Consider the following 18,281-nt stretch of genomic DNA (forward strand, 5'->3'; position numbering starts at 1 on the left):
CTGGAAATGCTGCTTTTGCGCAATATTTTTTGGAGTTTGAGACGATTCGCACCATGAACCCATTCGATACGCATACAATTTTCAACCAGGCCATTCAATTTGGGAATAGCAACCTGTTCGCGTGCGATCCGGCGCTGCGCGAGGCGGTCGCGCGCGAGGGCGCGCCGTGGGCGGTCGATGGCTTGCTGGCGCTTGGGGCGTCGCTCGGCCGGGCCGAGGTGCTCGAGCTGGCGCGCCTGGCCAATGTCAACAAACCCATTCTGCATAACTTTGACCGCAACGGACGGCGCATCGACGAAGTCGAGTTCCATCCGGCCTGGCACCAGTTGATGGCGCTGATGATCGGCGCGGGCGTGCACGCCTCGCCGTGGGAGTCGGGCCAGGGCGGTGGCCAAGGTGGTGCGCAGGTGGCGCGGGCGGCCCAATACCTGCTCTTCGGGCAGGTGGAAAACGGCGCCCAGTGTCCGGTCACGATGACCTACGCCTCGGTGCCGGCGCTGCGCCTGGCCGGCGCGATCGGGGCCAAATGGCTGCCCAGGATCCTGTCGCGCCAATACGATCCGCGCTCGCTGCCGATTGAGCAGAAGACCGGTGCCCTGATCGGCATGGGCATGACCGAAAAGCAGGGCGGCAGCGACGTGCGCGCCAACACCACCCGCGCCACGGCGCTTGACCCTGGCGAGGCGCGCGCGCGCTTCGGCGAGGAGGGAGCGCACGCGTGGCGCATCGTCGGCCACAAATGGTTCTTCTCGGCGCCGCAGTCGGACGCACACCTGATCCTGGCGCAGACCGAGGATGAAGGCAGCGCCGGCTTGAGCTGCTTCCTGGTGCCGCGCTACCTGCCCGACGGCAGCCGCAATGCGATCCGCGTGCAGCGCCTCAAGGATAAACTGGGCAACCGCTCGAACGCCTCGTCCGAGGTGGAGTTTTGCGACGCCGTCGGCTGGCTGGTGGGCAAAGTCGGGCGCGGCATCCCCACCATATTGGAAATGGGTGGGCATACCCGGCTCGATTGCGTGCTGGGCAGCGCCGGCATCATGCGCGCCGCGCTCACGCACGCGCTGCACCACGCGCGCCAACGGGCCGCCTTTGGCCGCACCTTGGCCGAGCAGCCGCTGATGCAAAACGTGCTGGCCGACCTGGCGCTGGAATCGGAAGCGGCCACCGTCTTCGCGCTGCGCCTGGCGCGCTGCTTCGACCAGGGCGCCGACCCGGCCCAGGCACTGCTTGGGCGCATCCTCACGCCGGCCGGCAAATACTGGCTGTGCAAGCGCGGCCCGGCGTTCGGGGCCGAAGCGATGGAAGTCATGGGCGGCAACGGCTATGTGGAAGACGGTCCGCTGGCGCGCCTGTACCGCGAGTTTCCGGTCAATTCGATCTGGGAGGGGTCGGGCAATGTGATGTGCCTGGACCTGCTGCGCGCCTTCGGCAAGACCCCGGCCGCGCGCGATGCCCTGGCGGGCGAACTGGCGCTGGCCGGTGGCGCCAGTGCGGATTTCAACGCCTATAGCGCGCGCCTGCTGGCCGACCTGGAAGGGCAGCAGGGCGACGAGTACGGCGCGCGCCGGCTGGCCGAACGGATCGTGATCGCAGTGCAGGCGGCGCTGCTGCTGCGCCATGCGCCAAGCTATGTCAGCGCCGCCTTCATCGCCGCGCGCGTGGCGGTGGACGTGGGCGGGGCCTTCGGACGTCTGCCGGCCGGCGTTGATTGCGCGGCGATCCTGGCGCGCGCGCTGCCAGCGGACGCTTGAGCCGCATCTGTACTGACTTAATTGCCGCGAAATGCGGACAAGCGCTCGGTTTGCGGGATAATACGGGTACAAGCCATCACAATAAATGAATCGAACTCCATGAACCAAGATCCACGCTTCCCCAACCTGTTCATCCTCAACCACCCGCTGATCCAGCACAAGTTGAGCCACATGCGCGAGCGCGACACGTCCACGCGCACCTTCCGCGAGCTGCTCAAGGAAATCACGCTGCTGATGGGTTATGAAATCACGCGTGACCTGCCGCTCACCACGCGCAAGATCGAGACCCCGCTGGTGACCATCGACGCACCCGTCATTGCCGGTAAAAAACTGGCGATCGTGCCGATCCTGCGCGCCGGTATCGGCATGAGCGACGGCCTGCTGGAACTGGTGCCGTCGGCGCGCGTGGGCCACGTTGGCGTGTTCCGCGACCCGGAAACCCACAAGCCGGTCGAGTACCTGGTGCGCCTGCCCGACACCACCGACCGCATCTTCATCCTGTGCGACCCGATGGTCGCCACCGGCAACTCGGCGGTGCACGCCATCGACGTGCTCAAAAAGCGCGGCGTGACCGATGAACAGATCATCTTCCTGGCCCTGGTGGCCGCGCCCGAAGGCGTGCAGGTAGTGCAGGACGCGCATCCGAACGTCAAGCTCTACGTGGCCTCGCTCGATTCGCACCTGAACGAACACGCCTACATCGTGCCGGGCCTGGGCGACGCGGGCGACCGCATCTTCGGCACCAAGTAAGCGGCGCGATGGCCACGCTGATCGACCAGGAGTTTTTCGCGCGCCTGCACGCGCTGAACGAGAAGTTCGCGGCCAGTGTGCCGGCCACCCTGGCGCGCCTGGAAGCGCTGCGCGCGCAGTTCGATCCGGCGGCCGCCGACGCGGCCCTGGTCAAGGAACTGCACCAGAGCCTGCATACCATCGCCGGCTCGGCGGCGACCTTCGGCTTTCGCGTGTTCGGGGCCCAGGCGCGCCAGCTGGAACAGCGCCTGCGGGTGCTGATGGCGTTCGAGCTGATCGCCCCCAAGGACTGGAACGACTGGCTGGTCGCCCTCGACGAGTACATCGTGTGGGCGCGGCAAGATCCCAAGGCGGCCACCTATCCCGGCCAGCCTGGATGAATACCGCAATAAAACCACATACCACGTACTTTTTTGCCAATTGTGCGCGCATGCAAGGTGAAGTGGGCGTATCGTTTGATCTAGCGCAAACTTCAGCGGTCTCGATGTTCTATATTTGTCGGACTGCCGCTGCAAACCGGCGTTGTAAAAGTTGATATTCTGAATTTTTACAGCAAGCGGGAAGTTTATTTTGCAGAGAACGTGTTTTTTGTGTTTTATTCGGTATAATGCGGGATCGTTGTGATTCGAGGTAGTTGTGCAGTCTGTCTGTCATTTCTTTCTTGCTTCGTCAAACGATCTAAAACGGGCGTAAGCCCAACTTAACTGAAATAGGAAATTGTAATGGCAACTGGCATCGTAAAATGGTTCAATGATTCGAAGGGTTTTGGCTTTATCACTCCTGATGAAGGCGGCGAAGATCTGTTCGCTCACTTCTCGGCGATTCAGTCGAACGGCTTCAAATCTTTGCAAGAGAACCAGCGCGTCTCTTTCGAAGTAACCGCTGGCCCTAAAGGCAAGCAAGCTTCGAACATTCAGCCAATCTAATCGCTGAATCAACGACAAAAAATCCTCGGTTTCCGGGGATTTTTTTTGTCGTGCTTTTCGTCGGCCCGCCTCGCGCGGGCCGATGGCGTTGAAGCGTCACGCTTCAAGAGCGCCAGTAATCCGGCTGCGCGTAGGTGCGGCGCAGGAAGTCGACAAACGCGCGAATCCGCAGCGGCAGGTGGCGGCGCTGCGCGAACACCGCGTGGATGTCGTTGCCGGGCGCCGCAAACGCATCGAGCACCGTGCACAGTTTTCCCGCTTCGATCTCGGTTCCCACTTCCCACATCGAGCGCCACGCCAGGCCTTTGCCGGCCAGCGCCCAATCGTGCAGCACTTCGCCATCGTTGCAGACCATGTTGCCCGCCACTTTTACTGTCACCAGCTTGCCGTTATCGCGGAAGGTCCAGCCGCGCTGGCTGCCTTCGCTGCTGATCGCCAGGCAGTTGTGGCGCGCCAGGTCGGCCAGGGTCTCGGGCACGCCGTGGCGTTTCAGGTAGGCGGGGGAGGCGACCAGCACGCGCTGGTTGTCGGCCAGCTTGACCCCCACCAGGCTCGAATCGGACAGGCTGGCGATGCGGATCGCCACATCGACCCCTTCACCGACGACGTCGACCACGCGGTCGTTCAGGTTCAGGTTGACCGTCACATCCTGGTGCTCGGCCAGGAACGACGGCAGCAGGGGCGCGACGTGCTGGCGTCCGAAGCCGGCCGGCGCCGATACCAGCAGGTGGCCGCTGGCGCGCGCGCTGCGTTCGGCGACGGCCGATTCGGCTTCTTCGAGTTCGCCCAGGATGCGCTGGCAGTCTTCCAGGAAGGCCGCGCCTTCGTCGGTGAGGGCGAGTTTGCGCGTGGTGCGCTGCAGGAGCTTGACCCCGAGGCGCGCTTCGAGCGCATCGAGCCGGCGCCCGATCATGGCCGGCGCAATGCCTTCGGCGCGCGCCGCCGCCGACAGGCTGCCGCGCGCGACCACGTCGACGAAAGTGGATAGTTGGCGGAACTGCCCCACGTGCTACTCCTCTGATGTTGTCACCCAGCTGTGATAAAAACGCACAGATGAATGTATTTTTTGTCTCGTTTAGCTACCAGTTAGTGAATATACTAGATGGCAGATGAAACGCCAATTTGCATTTTTACCTTCTACAGGAGCACGCATGACTATCAATATCCCCGCTGGCATGGAAATCACCGCCGAGATCAAGCCTGGCTACGAGCAGATTCTCACTTCCGAGGCGCTGGCGCTGGTGGCACGCCTGACGCGCGCGTTTGAACCGCGCCGCCAGGAGCTGCTGGCCGCGCGCGTGGAACGCGCCAGGCGTCTCGATTGCGGCGAGCGTCCCGACTTTTTGCCGGAAACCGCGCAGATTCGCGCTGGCGACTGGAAGATCGCCCCGATTCCGCCCGCGCTGGAGTGCCGCCGCGTCGAAATCACCGGCCCGGTCGAGCGCAAGATGGTCATCAACGCCTTCAATTCTGGCGCCGACAGCTACATGACCGACTTCGAAGACTCGAACACGCCGAACTGGGACAACCAGATCACGGGCCAGATCAATATGCGCGACGCCGTGCGCCGCACGATTTCGCTCGAACAGAACGGCAAGGTGTACAAGCTCAATGAGAAGATCGCGACCCTGGTGGTGCGTCCGCGCGGCTGGCACCTCGACGAAAAGCATGTGCTGGTCGATGGCAAGCGCGTCTCGGGCGGGATTTTCGACTTCGCGCTGTTCATGATCCATAACGCGAAAGAGCAGCTTGCGCGCGGCGCGGGTCCGTATTTTTACCTGCCGAAGATGGAATCGCACCTCGAAGCACGCCTGTGGAACGATATTTTCGTCATGACGCAGCAGGAACTGGGCCTGCCGCAGGGGACCATCAAGGCGACCGTGCTGATCGAAACGATCCTGGCCGCCTTCGAGATGGATGAAATCCTGTACGAACTGCGCGAACACAGTGCCGGCTTGAACGCGGGCCGTTGGGACTACATCTTCTCGTGCATCAAAAAATTCAAGCTCGATAAAGACTTCTGCCTGGCCGACCGTCCGAAAGTGACGATGACGTCGCCGTTCATGCGCGCGTATGCCTTGCTGCTGCTGAAAACCTGCCACAAGCGCGGCGCGCCGGCCATCGGCGGCATGGCGGCGCTGATCCCGATCAAGAACGATCCCGAGAAAAACGAGATTGCCATGGGCGGCGTACGCAATGACAAGGCGCGCGATGCGACCGACGGCTACGACGGCGGCTGGGTTGCGCATCCGGGCCTGGTGGAACTGGCGATGGGCGAATTCAAGAAGGTGCTGGGCGATAAGCCGAACCAGATCGACAAGCAGCGTCCCGACATCGAGGTGACGGCGGCCGAACTGCTGGACTTCAAGCCGGAAGCGCCGATCACGGAAGCGGGCCTGCGCTACAACATCAACGTGGGGATTCATTACCTGGGCAGCTGGCTGGCGGGGAACGGCTGCGTGCCGATTCATAACCTGATGGAAGACGCGGCCACGGCGGAGATCAGCCGTTCGCAGGTGTGGCAGTGGATTCGCTCGACCAAGGGCGTGCTCGATGACGGCCGCAAGGTCAGCGCCGAGATGGTGCGCGCGATGATTCCGGAAGAACTGGCCAAGGTCAAGGAAGTCGCGCCGAACGGGGATAACCCGACCTACGCGCGCGCTGCGGTGATTTTTGAAGAGATGTCGACGTCGGAATCGTTCGCGGAGTTTTTGACCTTGCCGCTGTACGAGGAAATTTAATAAGCCGTTAGTCCAGTTAGAACCACCGCCCTTCGAACCGTCGTTCCCGCCTGCGCGGGAACGACGGTTTTTGGGTTGGCGGTTAGTATTGGAGAAAACGGTCAGGTCGGGCTTCAAACCCGCAGCGCCATCGCTTCGCGCTTGATGATCATCTCCGCAAACTGGTCGGCCGGCATGGCCGGCGCCAGGTACCACCCTTGCAGCAAATCGCAATGCTGCGCGCGCAGGTAGTCGAGCTGCGCTTCGGTCTCGACCCCTTCCGCCACCACCTCCAGCCGTAAGCTGTGCGCCAGCGCGATAATGCCGGCGATGATGGCCGCGTCGTCCGCATCGTGCGGCACATCGGCCACGAACGAGCGGTCGATCTTGATGATATCGACCGGGAAGCGCTTCAGGTACGACAGCGACGAGTAGCCGGTGCCGAAATCGTCGATCGACAAGCGCACGCCCAGCCCGCGCAAACGGTGCAGCGCCTTGAGCGTATCCTGCGCGTGCTCCATCAGGGTGCTCTCGGTGATTTCCAGTTCCAGCAGATCGGGCGCCAGGCCGGTTTCGACCAGCACCGCTTCCACCGAATCGGCAAAATTCTTTTGCAGCAGCTGGCGCACCGACAAGTTCACCGCCACCCGCATCGGCGGCAAACCCTGGTCGATCCAGGCCTTGAGCTGGGCGCAGGCGGTGCGCAGCACGAATTCGCCGAGTGGATTGATCAAGCCCGTTTCTTCGGCCAGCGGAATGAATTCGACCGGCGGCACCATGCCGCGGGTCGGATGCTTCCAGCGTACCAGCGCCTCCATGCCGATGATGCGCTGGTCGTCCAGGCGCGCCTGCGGCTGGTAAAACACTTCGAGCTCGTTGCGCTCGAGCGCGCGCCGCAAGTCGCTCTCTAAGCGCACATGCTCCGAAATCGCCTGTTCCATCGACGCTTCGTAGAACTGGAAGCCGGTGTTGGTCTTCTTGGCGCGGTACATGGCGCTGTCGGCGCGCTTGACCAGGGTCGGCACATCGAGTCCGTCGAACGGATACATGGCGATGCCGACGCTGCTGGTGACAAAAATATCGTGGCCGTCGATCTGGAACGGCGCGGCCAGCACCCTGCAGATGGTCTGCGCGGCGGCCGCCGCCGGCGCCGGGCCGTCGACGTCGCCCAGCACCACCGTGAATTCGTCGCCGCCCAGGCGCGCCACCATGTCGATGCTGCGCACCGCGCGCCGGATGCGCTGCGCCACCGCCACCAGCAGGCGGTCGCCGACGTCGTGCCCGAGGTTGTCGTTGACGTACTTGAAGCGGTCCAGGTCGAGGAACAGCACCGCCAGCTGCGTCTTGCCCACGCGCGCCTGGTCCACCGCTTGCCCGAGCAGGTCGAAGAACAGGGTGCGGTTCGGCAGCCCGGTCAGGAGGTCGTTGAAGGCCAGGTGGCGGATGCGCTTCTCGGCGCGGTTGGCCTCGATGATGCGGCGCACCCGCTGCGACAGGACCGCATAGTGAATCGGCTTCGGAATGTAGTCGCTGGCGCCGGCCGCGAAGGCCCGCTCGACCGAGGAATTGTCTTCCAGGGCGGTGATCATCAGTACCGGAATGCTGCTGCCGCCGGGCAGCTCCTGCATGCGCGCGCAGGCGGTAAAGCCGTCCATCACCGGCATTACCGCGTCCATCAGCACCACGTCGGGCTGGAAGCGCTTGAGCATCGTCAAGGCCTGGGCGCCGTCGGCCGCTTCTTCGACCTTGAAGCCGTCGCGCTGCAAGGTGTAGCGCAGAGTGCTGCGGGTGCTGCGGTCGTCATCGACGATGAGCACTTGCGGCACGTCGTCGGCGCTGCCCTGGCCGGCCGTGTCGTCGCCCGTGACTTCCAGCGCAAGGGCGCTGGCGACCGCATTGTAGGCCACGCGCAGGCGCGAGAGCAGCGGCACGATCAGTTCGGGACGGCCGGCGATGCCGTGCTCTTCGGCCTCCTTGGCCAGTTGCGCCAGGTGGGTCGCGCCCAGGTTGCCCGAGGAGCCTTTGATGGCGTGCGCCTTGGCGCGCGCGGTGTCGGAGTCGCCGCCATGCGCGGCCGCTTCCAGGTCGAGCAGGTACTGCGGCGTGTCTTCGAGGAAGGGGCTGATCGCCTGGGCCAGCGAAGGCCCCATGATCTCGCGCAGCTTGACGAACATGGCCTGGTCGATCGGGCCCTCGCCGCTCTCAAGCGCGTAGTCCGCGTGCTCGCCGCCGCGCGCGACGCTGCGCTGCTCGTCGCCGCGCGGCAGCCAGCGATCGAGCTTCTGGCGCAGGTCGAACAGGGTGATCGGTTTGGCGAGGTAGTCGTCCATGCCGGCGGCCAGGCACTTTTCGGCGTCGCCGCGCTGGGTGTTGGCGGTCATGGCGACGATCGGCGTGCGCCGTCCGCTGCCTTGTTCAAAGGCGCGGATGTGCGCGGTCGCTTCATAGCCGTCCATCTCGGGCATGCTGCAATCCATCAGGATCAGGTCGAAATTGCCGCTGCGTGCCGCTTCCAGCGCTTCGCGCCCGTTGGCGGCGAATTCGCAGGCGCAGCCGTTCATGGCCAGCATGCCGGCGGCGACCATCTGGTTGGTGCGGTTGTCTTCGGCCACCAGGATGCGGTACGAGGTGCGCGGCGGCGCGGCCAGGGCGGTGGCGATCGCCATGGCCGGCGCCCTGGCTCCGGCCAGCAAGTCCTTGAGGGCCTGCAGCAGGCGCTCTTCGCGCAATGGTTTGCCGAGCGACGGATGGCCGTCGACCAGGGTGCCGCCGGAGAGCGGGCCGAAACGGTCGAGTATCAGCATCAGGGTATCGGGCGACTCGCTGGCGATTTTGCCGGCCAGGTCGTTGCCGTCGTCATCGAGGGCGCCGATGTCGAGCATGACGATGCTGTACGGGCGCGCTTCGCTGGCGCCGACCTTGAGCTGCAACAGCGCTTCGCCGCCCCAGCGCGTGCCGTGGCAGTCGATGCCGTGGCGCTGCATCGTTTGCGTGACAAAGCTGCGCACGATCTGGCTGTCGTCGACCACGATCACGCGCAGGCCCGCAAGTTCAAGGTGGGTCGGCTCGGGCGGCTCTTGCAGCGCGGCCTTGCAGATGATGTTGAAGGTGAAGGCGGTGCCTTCGCCGAGCGCGCTGTCGACCGTGATGGCGCCTCCCATCAGCTCGACCAGCTGCTTGCAGATCGCCAGACCCAGGCCGGTGCCGCCGTATTTGCGGGTGGTCGACGGGTCGGCCTGGGCGAAGGACTGGAACAGGTGCTGCTGCTGGCCGGCGCTCATGCCGATGCCGGTGTCGCGCACGTCGAAGCGCAGCCCGTAGCCGGGGCCGTCGGCCAGCGCGATCGACACCGCCACTTCGCCATGCTCGGTGAACTTGACGGCGTTCCCCAACAGGTTGATGAGCACCTGGCGCAGGCGCAGCGAGTCGCCGTTGACGCATTGCGGCACGCCCGGGGCCAGCAGGTAGCCCAGTTCGACGTCGCGCACCTGCGCCTGCTTGGCCACCAGTTCGATCACTTCTTCGAGCAGCTTGCGCAGGTCGAAGTCAACTTCTTCGAGCGAGAGCTTGCCCGCTTCCATCTTGGAGAAGTCGAGGATATTGTTAATCAGTTCGATCAGGGTGCGCGAGGAATTCCAGGCCACGTCGACGCACTCGGCCTGGCGCTTGTTCAGGCTCATTTCCTTGAGCATGTCGAGCATGCCGACCACGCCGTTGAGCGGGGTGCGCACTTCATGGCTGACGGTGGCGGCAAACTGCGCCTTCACCAGCGCCATGCTCACTGCCGCGTCGCGCGAGTCTTTCAGCTCCGCTTCGCGCTGTTCGAGCACGTTCATCATCTTGTTGAAGGCGAGCGCCATGTCGATCAGGTCGCGCGGGCCGGCCGGTTCGGCGCGCATGCCCGATTCGCCCGCCTCGGCGCGCCGCATCAGGCGCGACAGCGCATTGAGCGGGTTGATCATGTGGCGCGTGAGCAGGCGCACCACGGCCAGCAAGATGGCGGCGAACGACAAGGTGACGACCAGGTTCCCGACCAGCAGCGACAGGGTCAGGCGGTTCAGGGTGTCCTTGGCGATGGCCACGTGCACGTGGCCGAGCAGCTGCCTGGGCGGCTCTTGCAGGTCGAACGGCGAAGCGATGCCCTGGCCGCCGAACACCGGCGCGGTGAAGCGCCAGGCCTGGCCGGTTTCGCTGGCCAGGCGCGCTTGCGGGCTTGCGGGCACCGGCCCGATGCCGGCGGCGGGCGCCGCGCCGGGCTGGCTTTTCGAGAGCAGCACGGCGCCGCGCGTGTCGCTGATCTGCACGCTCAGCACATCGGGGAAGGTGAGGGTGGTGGCGACGACGTCCTGGGCGTTGTCGGGCGAGTGGTACAGCAGCGCCAGGGTGCTCTGGCGCGCCAGGTTTTCGGCGATGCGTTCGCCCTGTTCCAGAAAATAGTCGCGCATGCGGGTGCGCGCTTCCCAGGAATTCATCAGCGAGGAAAACAGGGCCAGCCCGAGAATGGCGGCGGAGACGATGACGGTCAGTTGACGGCGGAACCCGGTGCGGCGAAGGAAATCATGGAACATCTACTCAGGGCTCCGGATAGATAAGGTCGAAAGTGCGCTGCTGCTGGTGGCCGATGGTCAGGCCCATGTGGCTGGCGGTACGCAGGTTGATGGCGGTGTGCAGTTCGCGCAGCGGCTGCACGCCTTTTTTGAGTTCGCCTGCGATCGCGCCCTCGGCCGAACTGGCCAGCGAGCGGCCCAGCTCCACGTTGTTGGGGCTCATGGCGAACAGCGCGCCTTTTTTCACATGCAGTACATTGCTGGAAAAGATAGGCACGCCGCTGTCCCAGGCTTGCTTGAGGATCAGCGGCAGCAGGGTGCCTTCTTCGACGGTAGTGGTGTCGTGCGGCAGCCAAACGGCGTCGCGCCGGCTGTCGGCCGCCGCGAACTGCGCGCTGTAGACCTGGGCCGCCTGGGCCAGGTCGCGCGCCTCGAACGAGGCCAGTTCCAGCCCCTGTTCGCGCGCCGCCTCGCGCGCGATGCGCAGCAGCCATTCGGTTTTTTTGGGGTCGTAGACCACGATCACGCGTTTGATCTCGGGCAGCAGCGCGCGCAGGCGGGCAAACAGCAGCGCCGGATCGGGAGTGAGGCTGATGCCGTTCAGGTTGACGATTTCGGCGTCCGACAGCAGCAGGGCGCCGCCCACCAGCACCACGATGCTGCGGTCGAGCGAGGCGGCCACGTTCAGGCCCTGGCGTCCGAGCGCGATGACGACCCTGGTGCCGCTGCGCTTGAGCTGCGCGTTCAGCTCAAGCGCGTCAACCCGGGCGTCGACCGCATAGCTGCGCACACGCAGGTGGGTGCGTTCTTCGATCCCCTGGATCATGCCGATGAAGGCGCTGCGAAACGGCTCCGACACCTTCGGATAGAGCACCGCGATGCTGCCCTTGCCGGCCGAGGCTTGCAGCTCCGGGCGGCGCAGCTGGTCTTCGAGCTGGGACACCGTGATCGGTTTCATGTCGTATTGATCGCCGCTGTCGTAGCGCTCGAACAAAGCGCCCGCCGCCGCCGATTCGGCCCCCATGCCCGGTGCGCCAGCGCCGGCCAAAGCGCGCGGCGGCGCTGCGGCCAGCAGCAGGAAGGACAGGACGCACCACAGCAGGCACGAGCGCGTGGACGGCGCCAGCGCAGGTGCGCAACGGAGCGCGCGCGGCCAGGCGTCAGCGAGAAGAAAGAGAGTAGTCATTGCGTACAGCGGGGACGCGTGGTCCGGTTAAATTGTAAGCAGCCACGCACGTGGACACACACCAGCATGCAGTATACGTTACTGAAGTAGCTCGAAAGAAAGAATTTTGCCATGACGATGTTTCGGCATGCCGACCATCCGGCTCTGGTTTTCCATGGGCGTGTGCAGGGCACGGCGTTGCGCATCCTCTGGCGGCAGCTGGAAAGCTCTCGCCCATGAAACAGAGGCAACTTATGTATGGGCGAATCCTTACCGACTCTGTCGAGGGCGATCCGGCTTTGTCAGTTGAGTGACTAACCGGTCCAGCTCGCTACTATGGAACAGGTCAATGCATTTCATCGTATTGAACTCGGAGGGGACGGCGCCACTATAGCTCAGGCTTGCATACTTCCGTGCCAACTTTCTCAGTGCGTCGTATGCTTCGATGCGCTGCCGGCCAAACTCCATGTAAGCGCTCGCGGTTGCGTTGGCATCGGCTTTGGTGGCGGCATCGTTGGCGTTCATCGCCAGGCAGGCGCTTAAGGTCCAGTTCTTGAGCAGGTTTTTTTGGGAATAGCTGTGCGTCATCGGTGTTAATTGCCGCCCTTGCGCGCCGATATGGGCGGGCAGGGCCAGTGCCAATGTGAGAGCGACGGCGCTTGCCTTCATTGCAGAATCCATATCGAGAGGGTATCCGGCACGAACGACCCGTTGTCTGGGTTGCTCATGAGAGGGCAGCTGTCGGCACACTGGGTTCCGTCCACATAGTGAATTGGCATTTTGCATTGCCCCATCGTTGATCCAGGCTGTCTCAAAACGTGTTTTTCCAGGCGCGCAGGGCGGCGAAGGCGGCACCCGGCGCGGAGTGCGGGTCGAGCTTGCCGAGGGCAATCAGATTGGCGACGATGCCGGGCTGCTCGTCGCGCAGGAAAGGATTGGTGGCCTTTTCCAGCCCAATGGTTGTCGGGACGGTGGGAATGCCGTGTTCGCGTTTGGTGGTTTCGGTGCCGATGCGCTCGGAGATGAGCGCGTTGCCCGGTTCGGCGGCGGCGGCGAAGCGCAGGTTGGCGAGGGTGTATTCGTGCGCGCAGTACACGGCGGTGTTGTCGGGCAAGACCAGAAAGCGGGCCAGCGAGGCGCCCATTTGCTCGGGCGTGCCTTCGAACAGGCGGCCGCAGCCGCCGGCAAACAGCGTGTCGCCGCAGAACAGCCAGTGTTCGTCGGCCTGTTCGCGCAGGAATGCGATGTGGCCGAGGGTGTGGCCGGGCACCAGCAGTACGCGCAGGGCCAGGGCCAGGCCGGGCACCTCGACCAGGTCGCCGTCGCCGAGCGGCACGGTGACCGTGGCGATGGCTTCGGTGCGCGGACCAAACACCGGCACCGAAGCGTGCGCGAGCAGGCCCGGTACGCCGCCAATGTGGTCAGCATGGTGATGGGTGAGTAAAATGGCGGTGAGCGTGAGATGATGCGCGGCCAGGGCCGCGATGACGGGCGCGGCGTCGCCGGGGTCGACCACGGCGGCGTGCACGCCATCGTGGATCAGCCACAGGTAATTGTCCTTGAACGCGGGGACGGCGAGCACGCTCAAGGGGCGGTGCGTCGGATTGGTCATAGTGAAGGTGTCGGCATAGGGGGTGACATGGATAGCGCGGCATCCGAAAGGTCCATTATAGCGCTCGACGGCTGGCTGCAAACGCCGGCCGGCGCTTACGTGCGCGCGTGGGAGCAGGCTTGTCTGGACGAGCTGACGGCCGATATCTTCGGTTATAACGCGCTGCAGATCGGCCTGCCGCAGATCGACGCGCTGGCCGCCAACCGCATGCCCAACAAGTGGCAGGCCGCCACGCGCACGTCGTCGCGCGAGCAGGTGGCGCTGGGCGCGGGCAAGCGCCAGATTGCCGTGGCGCTCGATTTTGCCGAGTTGCCGTTCGCTTCGCAAAGCCTGGATCTGGTGGTGATGCCGCATGTGCTCGAATTCGCGGCCGAGCCGCACCAGGTGCTGCGCGAGGTCGAGCGAGTACTCATTCCCGAGGGCCAGTTGATCATCTGCGGCTTCAATCCCGCCAGTTTGTGGGGCATGCGCCAGGGTTTGCGGCGGGTGACGCGTTCGCCCTACCTGCCGGTGGCGGGGGAATTCATTTCTATGCCGCGTATGAAAGACTGGTTAAAATTGCTGAATCTGGGCGTGAGCCGCAGCCATTTCGGCTGTTATGCGCCGCCTTGCCGCACCGCGCAATGGCTTGAGCGCTATGCGTTCATGGAGCCGGCCGGGCAGCGCTGGTGGCCGTATCTGGGCGCGGTGTACATGGTGCACGCGATCAAGCGGGTCAAGGGCATGACCATGATCGGTCCGGCCTGGAATAAAAAATCGGCGTCGGCGCCGCAAGCGGTGCCTGCCACCAATCGGAAGTAAAGACAGCGAAAGCAGAGAAAGCCAGGATGAGTAAAGTAGAGATTTATACCGACGGTGCGTGCAAGGGCAATCCGGGCACCGGCGGCTGGGGCGCCTTGCTGGTGGCCGATGGCCACGAGAAGGAAATCTGCGGCGGCGAATTAAATACCACCAATAACCGCATGGAGTTGCGCGCCGTAATCGAGGCGCTCTCCATCCTCACGCGGCCGTGCGAAGTGGTGCTGCACACCGACAGTCAGTATGTACAGAAGGGCATTTCCGAATGGATCCACGGCTGGAAGGCGCGCGGCTGGAAAACCGCGGCCAAGGAGCCGGTCAAGAACGAAGACCTGTGGAAGGCGCTCGACCTGGCCCAGGCGCAGCATGCGGTGGAGTGGAAATGGGTGCGCGGGCACAATGGGCATCCGGGCAACGAGCGCGCCGATGTGCTGGCCAACCGCGGCGTGGAAACGGTGCGCCGCTGAGCGGCTCCGGCGGAGGCGCGTACGCTTTTGCTATACTGCGCGCCTTGTTTCATTTCATTTTCAGACTGCCATGCGCCAAATTGTCCTCGATACCGAAACCACCGGCCTGAATCCTCGCACGGGCGACCGCGTCATCGAGGTGGGCTGCGTCGAACTGCATAATCGTATGTTGACGGGGAATAATTTCCACCGATACATCAACCCGGAGCGCGATTCGGAAGAGGGCGCGCTGGCGGTGCACGGCCTGACCACGGAATTCTTGCGCGACAAGCCTAAGTTCGCCGAAATCGCCCAGGAGTTGCGCGAGTACATCCAGGGCGCCGAAGTCATCATCCATAACGCGCCCTTCGATCTGGGGTTCCTGAACAACGAATTCAAGCTGCTGGGGCTGCCGACGTTTACCGAGCATTGCAGCGGGGTGATCGACACTCTGGTCAACGCCAAGGAAATGCATCCCGGTAAGCGCAACTCGCTCGATGCGCTGTGCGACCGTTATGGCGTGTCGAACGCGCACCGCAAGCTGCACGGCGCGCTGCTCGATGCCGAGTTGCTGGCCGATGTGTATCTGTCGATGACACGCGGACAGAACAGCTTGTCGATGGATGTGGAGGAAGAATCCGGCGGCGGTGGCGGCTTGCTGGAAGCGGTGGCGCTGGCGGAAGTGATCGTGCTGGCGGCCAGTGCCGACGAGCTGGCCGAGCATGAAGGCGTGCTGGGCGGCCTGGACAAGGCGGTCAAGGGAAACTGTATTTGGAGAAATTACGCAGAAGCGTGACCTTTTACGAAACGTATGTCATAATACGCCCCGCTTCGGGAGGTTAGCTCAGGGGTAGAGCACTGCATTCACACTGCAGGGGTCGCAAGTTCGAAACTTGCACTTCCCACCATTAGATTTCACTAAAAATCAGGGCCTTACAACAGGTTCATCTGATTTCTGCACGGAGATGGGGCAAATTTGGGGCTGTGTCCAGATTTGATCCAACTGCACAGTTCTATCTGTCGTGCCGCTCGTCAAGTCAAAAATCATCTTGCCTCCTTCGTTTGTTGTTACTGTCCGGTACGGGCATACATCTTCAACAGTCGTTCCCTTTTGCCATCGTCCAGTCCTGACCTGATCCATTTTCCGTAGGTTCTGGTGATCATTGTGGTGATCATTGTGGTGTCCGTGTGCCCCATTTGTGATGCGACGTAGAGCGGCAGCTCCCCAAGCATGAGCAAGCTTGAAGCAAACGTGTGCCGGGTTTGATATGGATTCCGGTAGTGCACACTCGCCTGCTTGAGGATGCGACGCCAGCGCCGATGAATTGGTTTGTCTCCCTCCCACTGCGCGCCATAAGTCGGATTGTGAAAAACCAGTTCCTGGCCGTTTCCAGTGAACGATGTTTGCGCTTGCAGCGCAGTCAAGGCGCCATTGCGCAGGTCGATCTGTCTCAGCCCCGCATCTGTCTTGGCTGTATCTTTCGCTTCTCCATCCACGAAAGCTGCCTCCACCGATACTCTCATCTCCCGAAAACTGACTGCACGCCAGGTCAGGGCGATGTATTCGGACGGGCGCATGCCAGTCGAAAAAGCCAACTGGAACATATTGCGTTCCTGAGGGCGGTCGCACGCATCAAGTATCGCTTCGATTTCATCGATATCAAAGGGGGCGGCCTTGAACTCGCTCTTTAGCTGTGTCCGCGCAAGTATCTTGTTGAGCCTGATGACATCGAAGGGGTTAGCATCAATCAGCTGATCATCCAGGGCTTGTTCAAAAGTGTTCCGGAAGGGCGTAAGGATGAGCTGTAAGGTTTTGCGCTTGCAGGTGAACGCTTTGATCCATGATCTGAGCTCCCTCACCGTTACTTCGGTGACGGGCGTGCTTTCCCAGCGTGGCAGCAAATGAAGCTTGGTATTGGCGTCGTAGCAGTTGAACGTCGACAGCGCCAAATTACGTTTGGCTAAGTTCAAGTAGTCATGCAGGAGCTCGCCGACCGTAGGGATGGAGACCGGCAGTTTGTCGGTCTGTTCCATGAAAATTTTGCAGTTCGGCGAATCCGGGAAATAGTTGGCATAGGAAAACGAGCCCCGACCGATAGCGTTGAGGATTTCTCCGCGCAATCGGACAGCATATGCAATATTGGTCTTAGTATGCGCGAGCGCGAGTGCTTCGCGACATCGCATGCCTCTGTAGTGGAAAACGATTCGAATCGATTCCGTCTTCGATCCCTTCCTCAACTCTACGCCTGTGCCCGCGATGGGCTTCCCCACATCTCTATCCATTTTTCAGCCGCTCCCAGATTTATCCAAAGCATGTCGTCGACGACTTTGCACTGCGTGCCGTCGAGCCATTTCCCCGCGCGTCTACGCGCGTGAACTGATGCAGCGCTATCGCCGGTCAGTTCAACGTATTTTTTCAATTTCACCCACTGGACGGGATAACTCATCGGTCCTCCACTTGCGATTGATGATCTTTTTGTTTTGCGCAAACCTCGCTTCCACGAGTTTTGTATACTTATATTCATACAAAATTATCCGTGCCTATGCCATGTACGGTTTGACCAGTCTCAAAGGTGTGGGAAAACCTGTGTAATCGGTTTATGAAAAAGTGCTCGAACGAACGCTTGCCTAAGTCGTTACGGCGTAACGAGGTGTGCAGGCCACGACCGTGACCTGCCGGTCGAGCGTCTCAACATCCAGTAGAAGCAGAGGTGGCGATCCCGTGCTCGATGATGGGCGTACGTAAAAGCACTTTTGCGCGCTGCGTGGAGCAAGGGTCGTACTAAAGTATCTAGTCGCGCTGGTGGGGGAGGTGAACGAAGAAGGAAAGCATAGGTCTAATAGTTACGCAGTAACGATTTTTGATTGAAGGAGACGATGATGTCAAAGAGCTCAGCTGAACGGCAGGCGGAGTACCGGGCGCGCCGGGACACAGCGGCACAGGGGAACGGTGAGCGCCGGCTAAATACCTGGATGAGCACTGCAGCGCATCTTGCACTGAAGCGTATCGCCGGTCGTTACGGCGTAACACAGCGGGGAATGCTGGAGCGGCTAGTCCTTGCAGAGGACGAAAAGATAGTGGCAGCGTTGGATATCGATACCCCTGAGTGGGACGGGTACTTCCGCATCGGCACCGTTAGGCGGTAACGCGAGGTTTGCACAAGTGTTGGCTCTTAGAGAAGCGGCCAAACGAATGCGATCCCCAAGGCTGCCAGCAAGAGGCTGCGCAAGACCATATCCAACCGGCGGTGCAGTTTGATTTCGCATCGAGCGTGCCAAATGCCGGCAATGGCGAAGGTAATGCCAAGAATCAACGCAAGCCAGCCTGCCGGGGTGCGTCCTACTGTCGCGAACAGGAGTGCGGCAAAGCCGTGGTTGCCGGAAGGACGTGCCCAGTACGGCATATGGCCGCTTCCCAGGATGAAGCCCATCACTGTACTGCTGTGGTCTAATTTGCTCGGACACCTCAATAGGTGGAAAATCCACCATCTGAGGAGTAATACATGGCAACAAGAAAGCGGAAGACATTCGATCCCAGCCTGAAGCTGGAAGTGGTTCGAATGATC

At 62.4% G+C, this 18,281-nt stretch carries 15 protein-coding genes, 1 tRNA gene and 2 pseudogenes; 9 read left to right on the forward strand and 9 right to left on the reverse strand.

The features are described from left to right. The first annotated feature begins 53 nt into the window (after positions 1-53). The 4 genes from F1609_RS28470 to F1609_RS28485 all read left to right on the forward strand — a co-directional run bounded on the left by F1609_RS28470 (position 54) and on the right by F1609_RS28485 (position 3,427). Positions 54-1,751, forward strand: a complete 1,698-nt coding sequence (locus tag F1609_RS28470; protein ID WP_167080379.1) for an isovaleryl-CoA dehydrogenase — start codon at positions 54-56, stop codon at positions 1,749-1,751. A 99-nt stretch (positions 1,752-1,850) separates the two neighbouring features. Further along, the gene (gene upp / locus F1609_RS28475; RefSeq protein ID WP_167080381.1) at positions 1,851-2,501 is read left to right on the forward strand and encodes a uracil phosphoribosyltransferase; all 651 of its coding nucleotides are present in this window, start codon (positions 1,851-1,853) and stop codon (positions 2,499-2,501) included. A gap of 8 nt (positions 2,502-2,509) precedes the next feature. Further along, positions 2,510-2,881 carry an Hpt domain-containing protein gene (locus F1609_RS28480; RefSeq protein ID WP_167080383.1) on the forward strand — a complete coding sequence of 124 codons (372 nt, stop codon included), beginning with the start codon at positions 2,510-2,512 and terminating at the stop codon, positions 2,879-2,881. Between the two features lie 342 nt (positions 2,882-3,223). After that, positions 3,224-3,427, forward strand: a complete 204-nt coding sequence (locus F1609_RS28485; protein WP_010398811.1) for a cold-shock protein — start codon at positions 3,224-3,226, stop codon at positions 3,425-3,427. 103 nt (positions 3,428-3,530) lie between these two features. Here the strand turns inward: F1609_RS28485 and F1609_RS28490 are convergent, their stop codons facing one another. Continuing rightward, entirely contained in the window at positions 3,531-4,433 is a 903-nt protein-coding gene (locus F1609_RS28490; protein ID WP_167080385.1) for a LysR family transcriptional regulator, read from the reverse strand. Between the two features lie 145 nt (positions 4,434-4,578). On the opposite strand from F1609_RS28490, the gene aceB reads away from it, so the two are divergent. Next, positions 4,579-6,168, forward strand: coding sequence for a malate synthase A (aceB, locus tag F1609_RS28495; protein ID WP_167080387.1), 1,590 nt, complete (start codon positions 4,579-4,581; stop codon positions 6,166-6,168). 113 nt (positions 6,169-6,281) lie between these two features. Here aceB and F1609_RS28500 read toward each other — a convergent pair whose 3' ends face one another. The 4 genes from F1609_RS28500 to gloB form a co-directional block, all read right to left on the reverse strand. Then, positions 6,282-10,715 carry an EAL domain-containing protein gene (locus F1609_RS28500; protein WP_167080389.1) on the reverse strand — a complete coding sequence of 1,478 codons (4,434 nt, stop codon included), beginning with the start codon at positions 10,713-10,715 and terminating at the stop codon, positions 6,282-6,284. A gap of 4 nt (positions 10,716-10,719) precedes the next feature. After that, positions 10,720-11,880, reverse strand: a complete 1,161-nt coding sequence (locus F1609_RS28505) for an ABC transporter substrate binding protein (protein ID WP_167080391.1) — start codon at positions 11,878-11,880, stop codon at positions 10,720-10,722. A 249-nt stretch (positions 11,881-12,129) separates the two neighbouring features. After that, positions 12,130-12,528 (reverse strand): T6SS amidase immunity protein Tai4 family protein, encoded by a 399-nt coding sequence (locus F1609_RS28510; protein ID WP_196785504.1) that lies wholly within the window; start codon positions 12,526-12,528, stop codon positions 12,130-12,132. A 142-nt stretch (positions 12,529-12,670) separates the two neighbouring features. After that, the gene (gene gloB / locus F1609_RS28515; protein WP_167080393.1) at positions 12,671-13,471 is read right to left on the reverse strand and encodes a hydroxyacylglutathione hydrolase; all 801 of its coding nucleotides are present in this window, start codon (positions 13,469-13,471) and stop codon (positions 12,671-12,673) included. A 27-nt stretch (positions 13,472-13,498) separates the two neighbouring features. Here gloB and F1609_RS28520 point away from each other — a divergent pair, with 27 nt between their 5' ends. The 4 genes from F1609_RS28520 to F1609_RS28535 all read left to right on the forward strand — a co-directional run bounded on the left by F1609_RS28520 (position 13,499) and on the right by F1609_RS28535 (position 15,623). Next, a complete protein-coding gene (locus F1609_RS28520; protein ID WP_167080395.1) occupies positions 13,499-14,272 on the forward strand; it encodes a class I SAM-dependent methyltransferase in 774 nt (257 codons plus the stop codon). Positions 14,273-14,298: 26 nt separating this feature from the next. Further along, entirely contained in the window at positions 14,299-14,736 is a 438-nt protein-coding gene (gene rnhA / locus F1609_RS28525; RefSeq protein WP_167080397.1) for a ribonuclease HI, read from the forward strand. Positions 14,737-14,806: 70 nt separating this feature from the next. Continuing rightward, complete coding sequence (gene dnaQ, locus F1609_RS28530) at positions 14,807-15,511, forward strand: DNA polymerase III subunit epsilon (RefSeq protein ID WP_167080399.1); 705 nt, start codon at positions 14,807-14,809, stop codon at positions 15,509-15,511. A gap of 37 nt (positions 15,512-15,548) precedes the next feature. Continuing rightward, a tRNA-Val gene (locus F1609_RS28535) sits at positions 15,549-15,623 on the forward strand. 160 nt (positions 15,624-15,783) lie between these two features. On the opposite strand, the gene F1609_RS28540 is transcribed toward F1609_RS28535, so the two are convergent. The 4 genes and pseudogenes from F1609_RS28540 to F1609_RS28550 all read right to left on the reverse strand — a co-directional run. Continuing rightward, positions 15,784-16,749 (reverse strand): tyrosine-type recombinase/integrase, encoded by a 966-nt coding sequence (locus F1609_RS28540; protein ID WP_229422117.1) that lies wholly within the window; start codon positions 16,747-16,749, stop codon positions 15,784-15,786. Between the two features lie 75 nt (positions 16,750-16,824). Continuing rightward, positions 16,825-16,998, reverse strand: a pseudogene (locus F1609_RS35440) (Arm DNA-binding domain-containing protein); the annotation flags it as partial. Further along, on the reverse strand, positions 16,956-17,162 hold the full coding sequence (gene xisR / locus F1609_RS28545) for an excisionase family protein (RefSeq protein ID WP_167080403.1): 207 nt from the start codon (positions 17,160-17,162) through the stop codon (positions 16,956-16,958). The pseudogene F1609_RS35440 and the gene xisR, both read right to left, overlap by 43 nt. 726 nt (positions 17,163-17,888) lie before the next feature. After that, positions 17,889-18,281: pseudogene (locus F1609_RS28550) on the reverse strand (hypothetical protein); the annotation flags it as partial.

This window comes from Massilia aquatica, assembly GCF_011682045.1.
GTDB lineage: Bacteria > Pseudomonadota > Gammaproteobacteria > Burkholderiales > Burkholderiaceae_D > Telluria_A > Telluria_A aquatica.

Bases quoted from the DNA above. Each gene is read 5' to 3' on its own strand.
- F1609_RS28485 (WP_010398811.1), top strand. From the start codon at position 3,224: ATGGCAACTGGCATCGTAAAATGGTTCAATGATTCGAAGGGTTTTGGC.
- xisR (WP_167080403.1), bottom strand. From the start codon at position 17,162: ATGAGTTATCCCGTCCAGTGGGTGAAATTGAAAAAATACGTTGAACTG.
- F1609_RS28520 (WP_167080395.1), top strand. From the start codon at position 13,499: ATGGATAGCGCGGCATCCGAAAGGTCCATTATAGCGCTCGACGGCTGG.
- F1609_RS28480 (WP_167080383.1), top strand. From the start codon at position 2,510: ATGGCCACGCTGATCGACCAGGAGTTTTTCGCGCGCCTGCACGCGCTG.
- upp (WP_167080381.1), top strand. From the start codon at position 1,851: ATGAACCAAGATCCACGCTTCCCCAACCTGTTCATCCTCAACCACCCG.
- aceB (WP_167080387.1), top strand. From the start codon at position 4,579: ATGACTATCAATATCCCCGCTGGCATGGAAATCACCGCCGAGATCAAG.
- dnaQ (WP_167080399.1), top strand. From the start codon at position 14,807: ATGCGCCAAATTGTCCTCGATACCGAAACCACCGGCCTGAATCCTCGC.
- F1609_RS28500 (WP_167080389.1), bottom strand. From the start codon at position 10,715: ATGTTCCATGATTTCCTTCGCCGCACCGGGTTCCGCCGTCAACTGACC.
- rnhA (WP_167080397.1), top strand. From the start codon at position 14,299: ATGAGTAAAGTAGAGATTTATACCGACGGTGCGTGCAAGGGCAATCCG.
- F1609_RS28470 (WP_167080379.1), top strand. From the start codon at position 54: ATGAACCCATTCGATACGCATACAATTTTCAACCAGGCCATTCAATTT.
- gloB (WP_167080393.1), bottom strand. From the start codon at position 13,471: ATGACCAATCCGACGCACCGCCCCTTGAGCGTGCTCGCCGTCCCCGCG.
- F1609_RS28510 (WP_196785504.1), bottom strand. From the start codon at position 12,528: ATGAAGGCAAGCGCCGTCGCTCTCACATTGGCACTGGCCCTGCCCGCC.
- F1609_RS28505 (WP_167080391.1), bottom strand. From the start codon at position 11,880: ATGACTACTCTCTTTCTTCTCGCTGACGCCTGGCCGCGCGCGCTCCGT.
- F1609_RS28540 (WP_229422117.1), bottom strand. From the start codon at position 16,749: ATGGAACAGACCGACAAACTGCCGGTCTCCATCCCTACGGTCGGCGAG.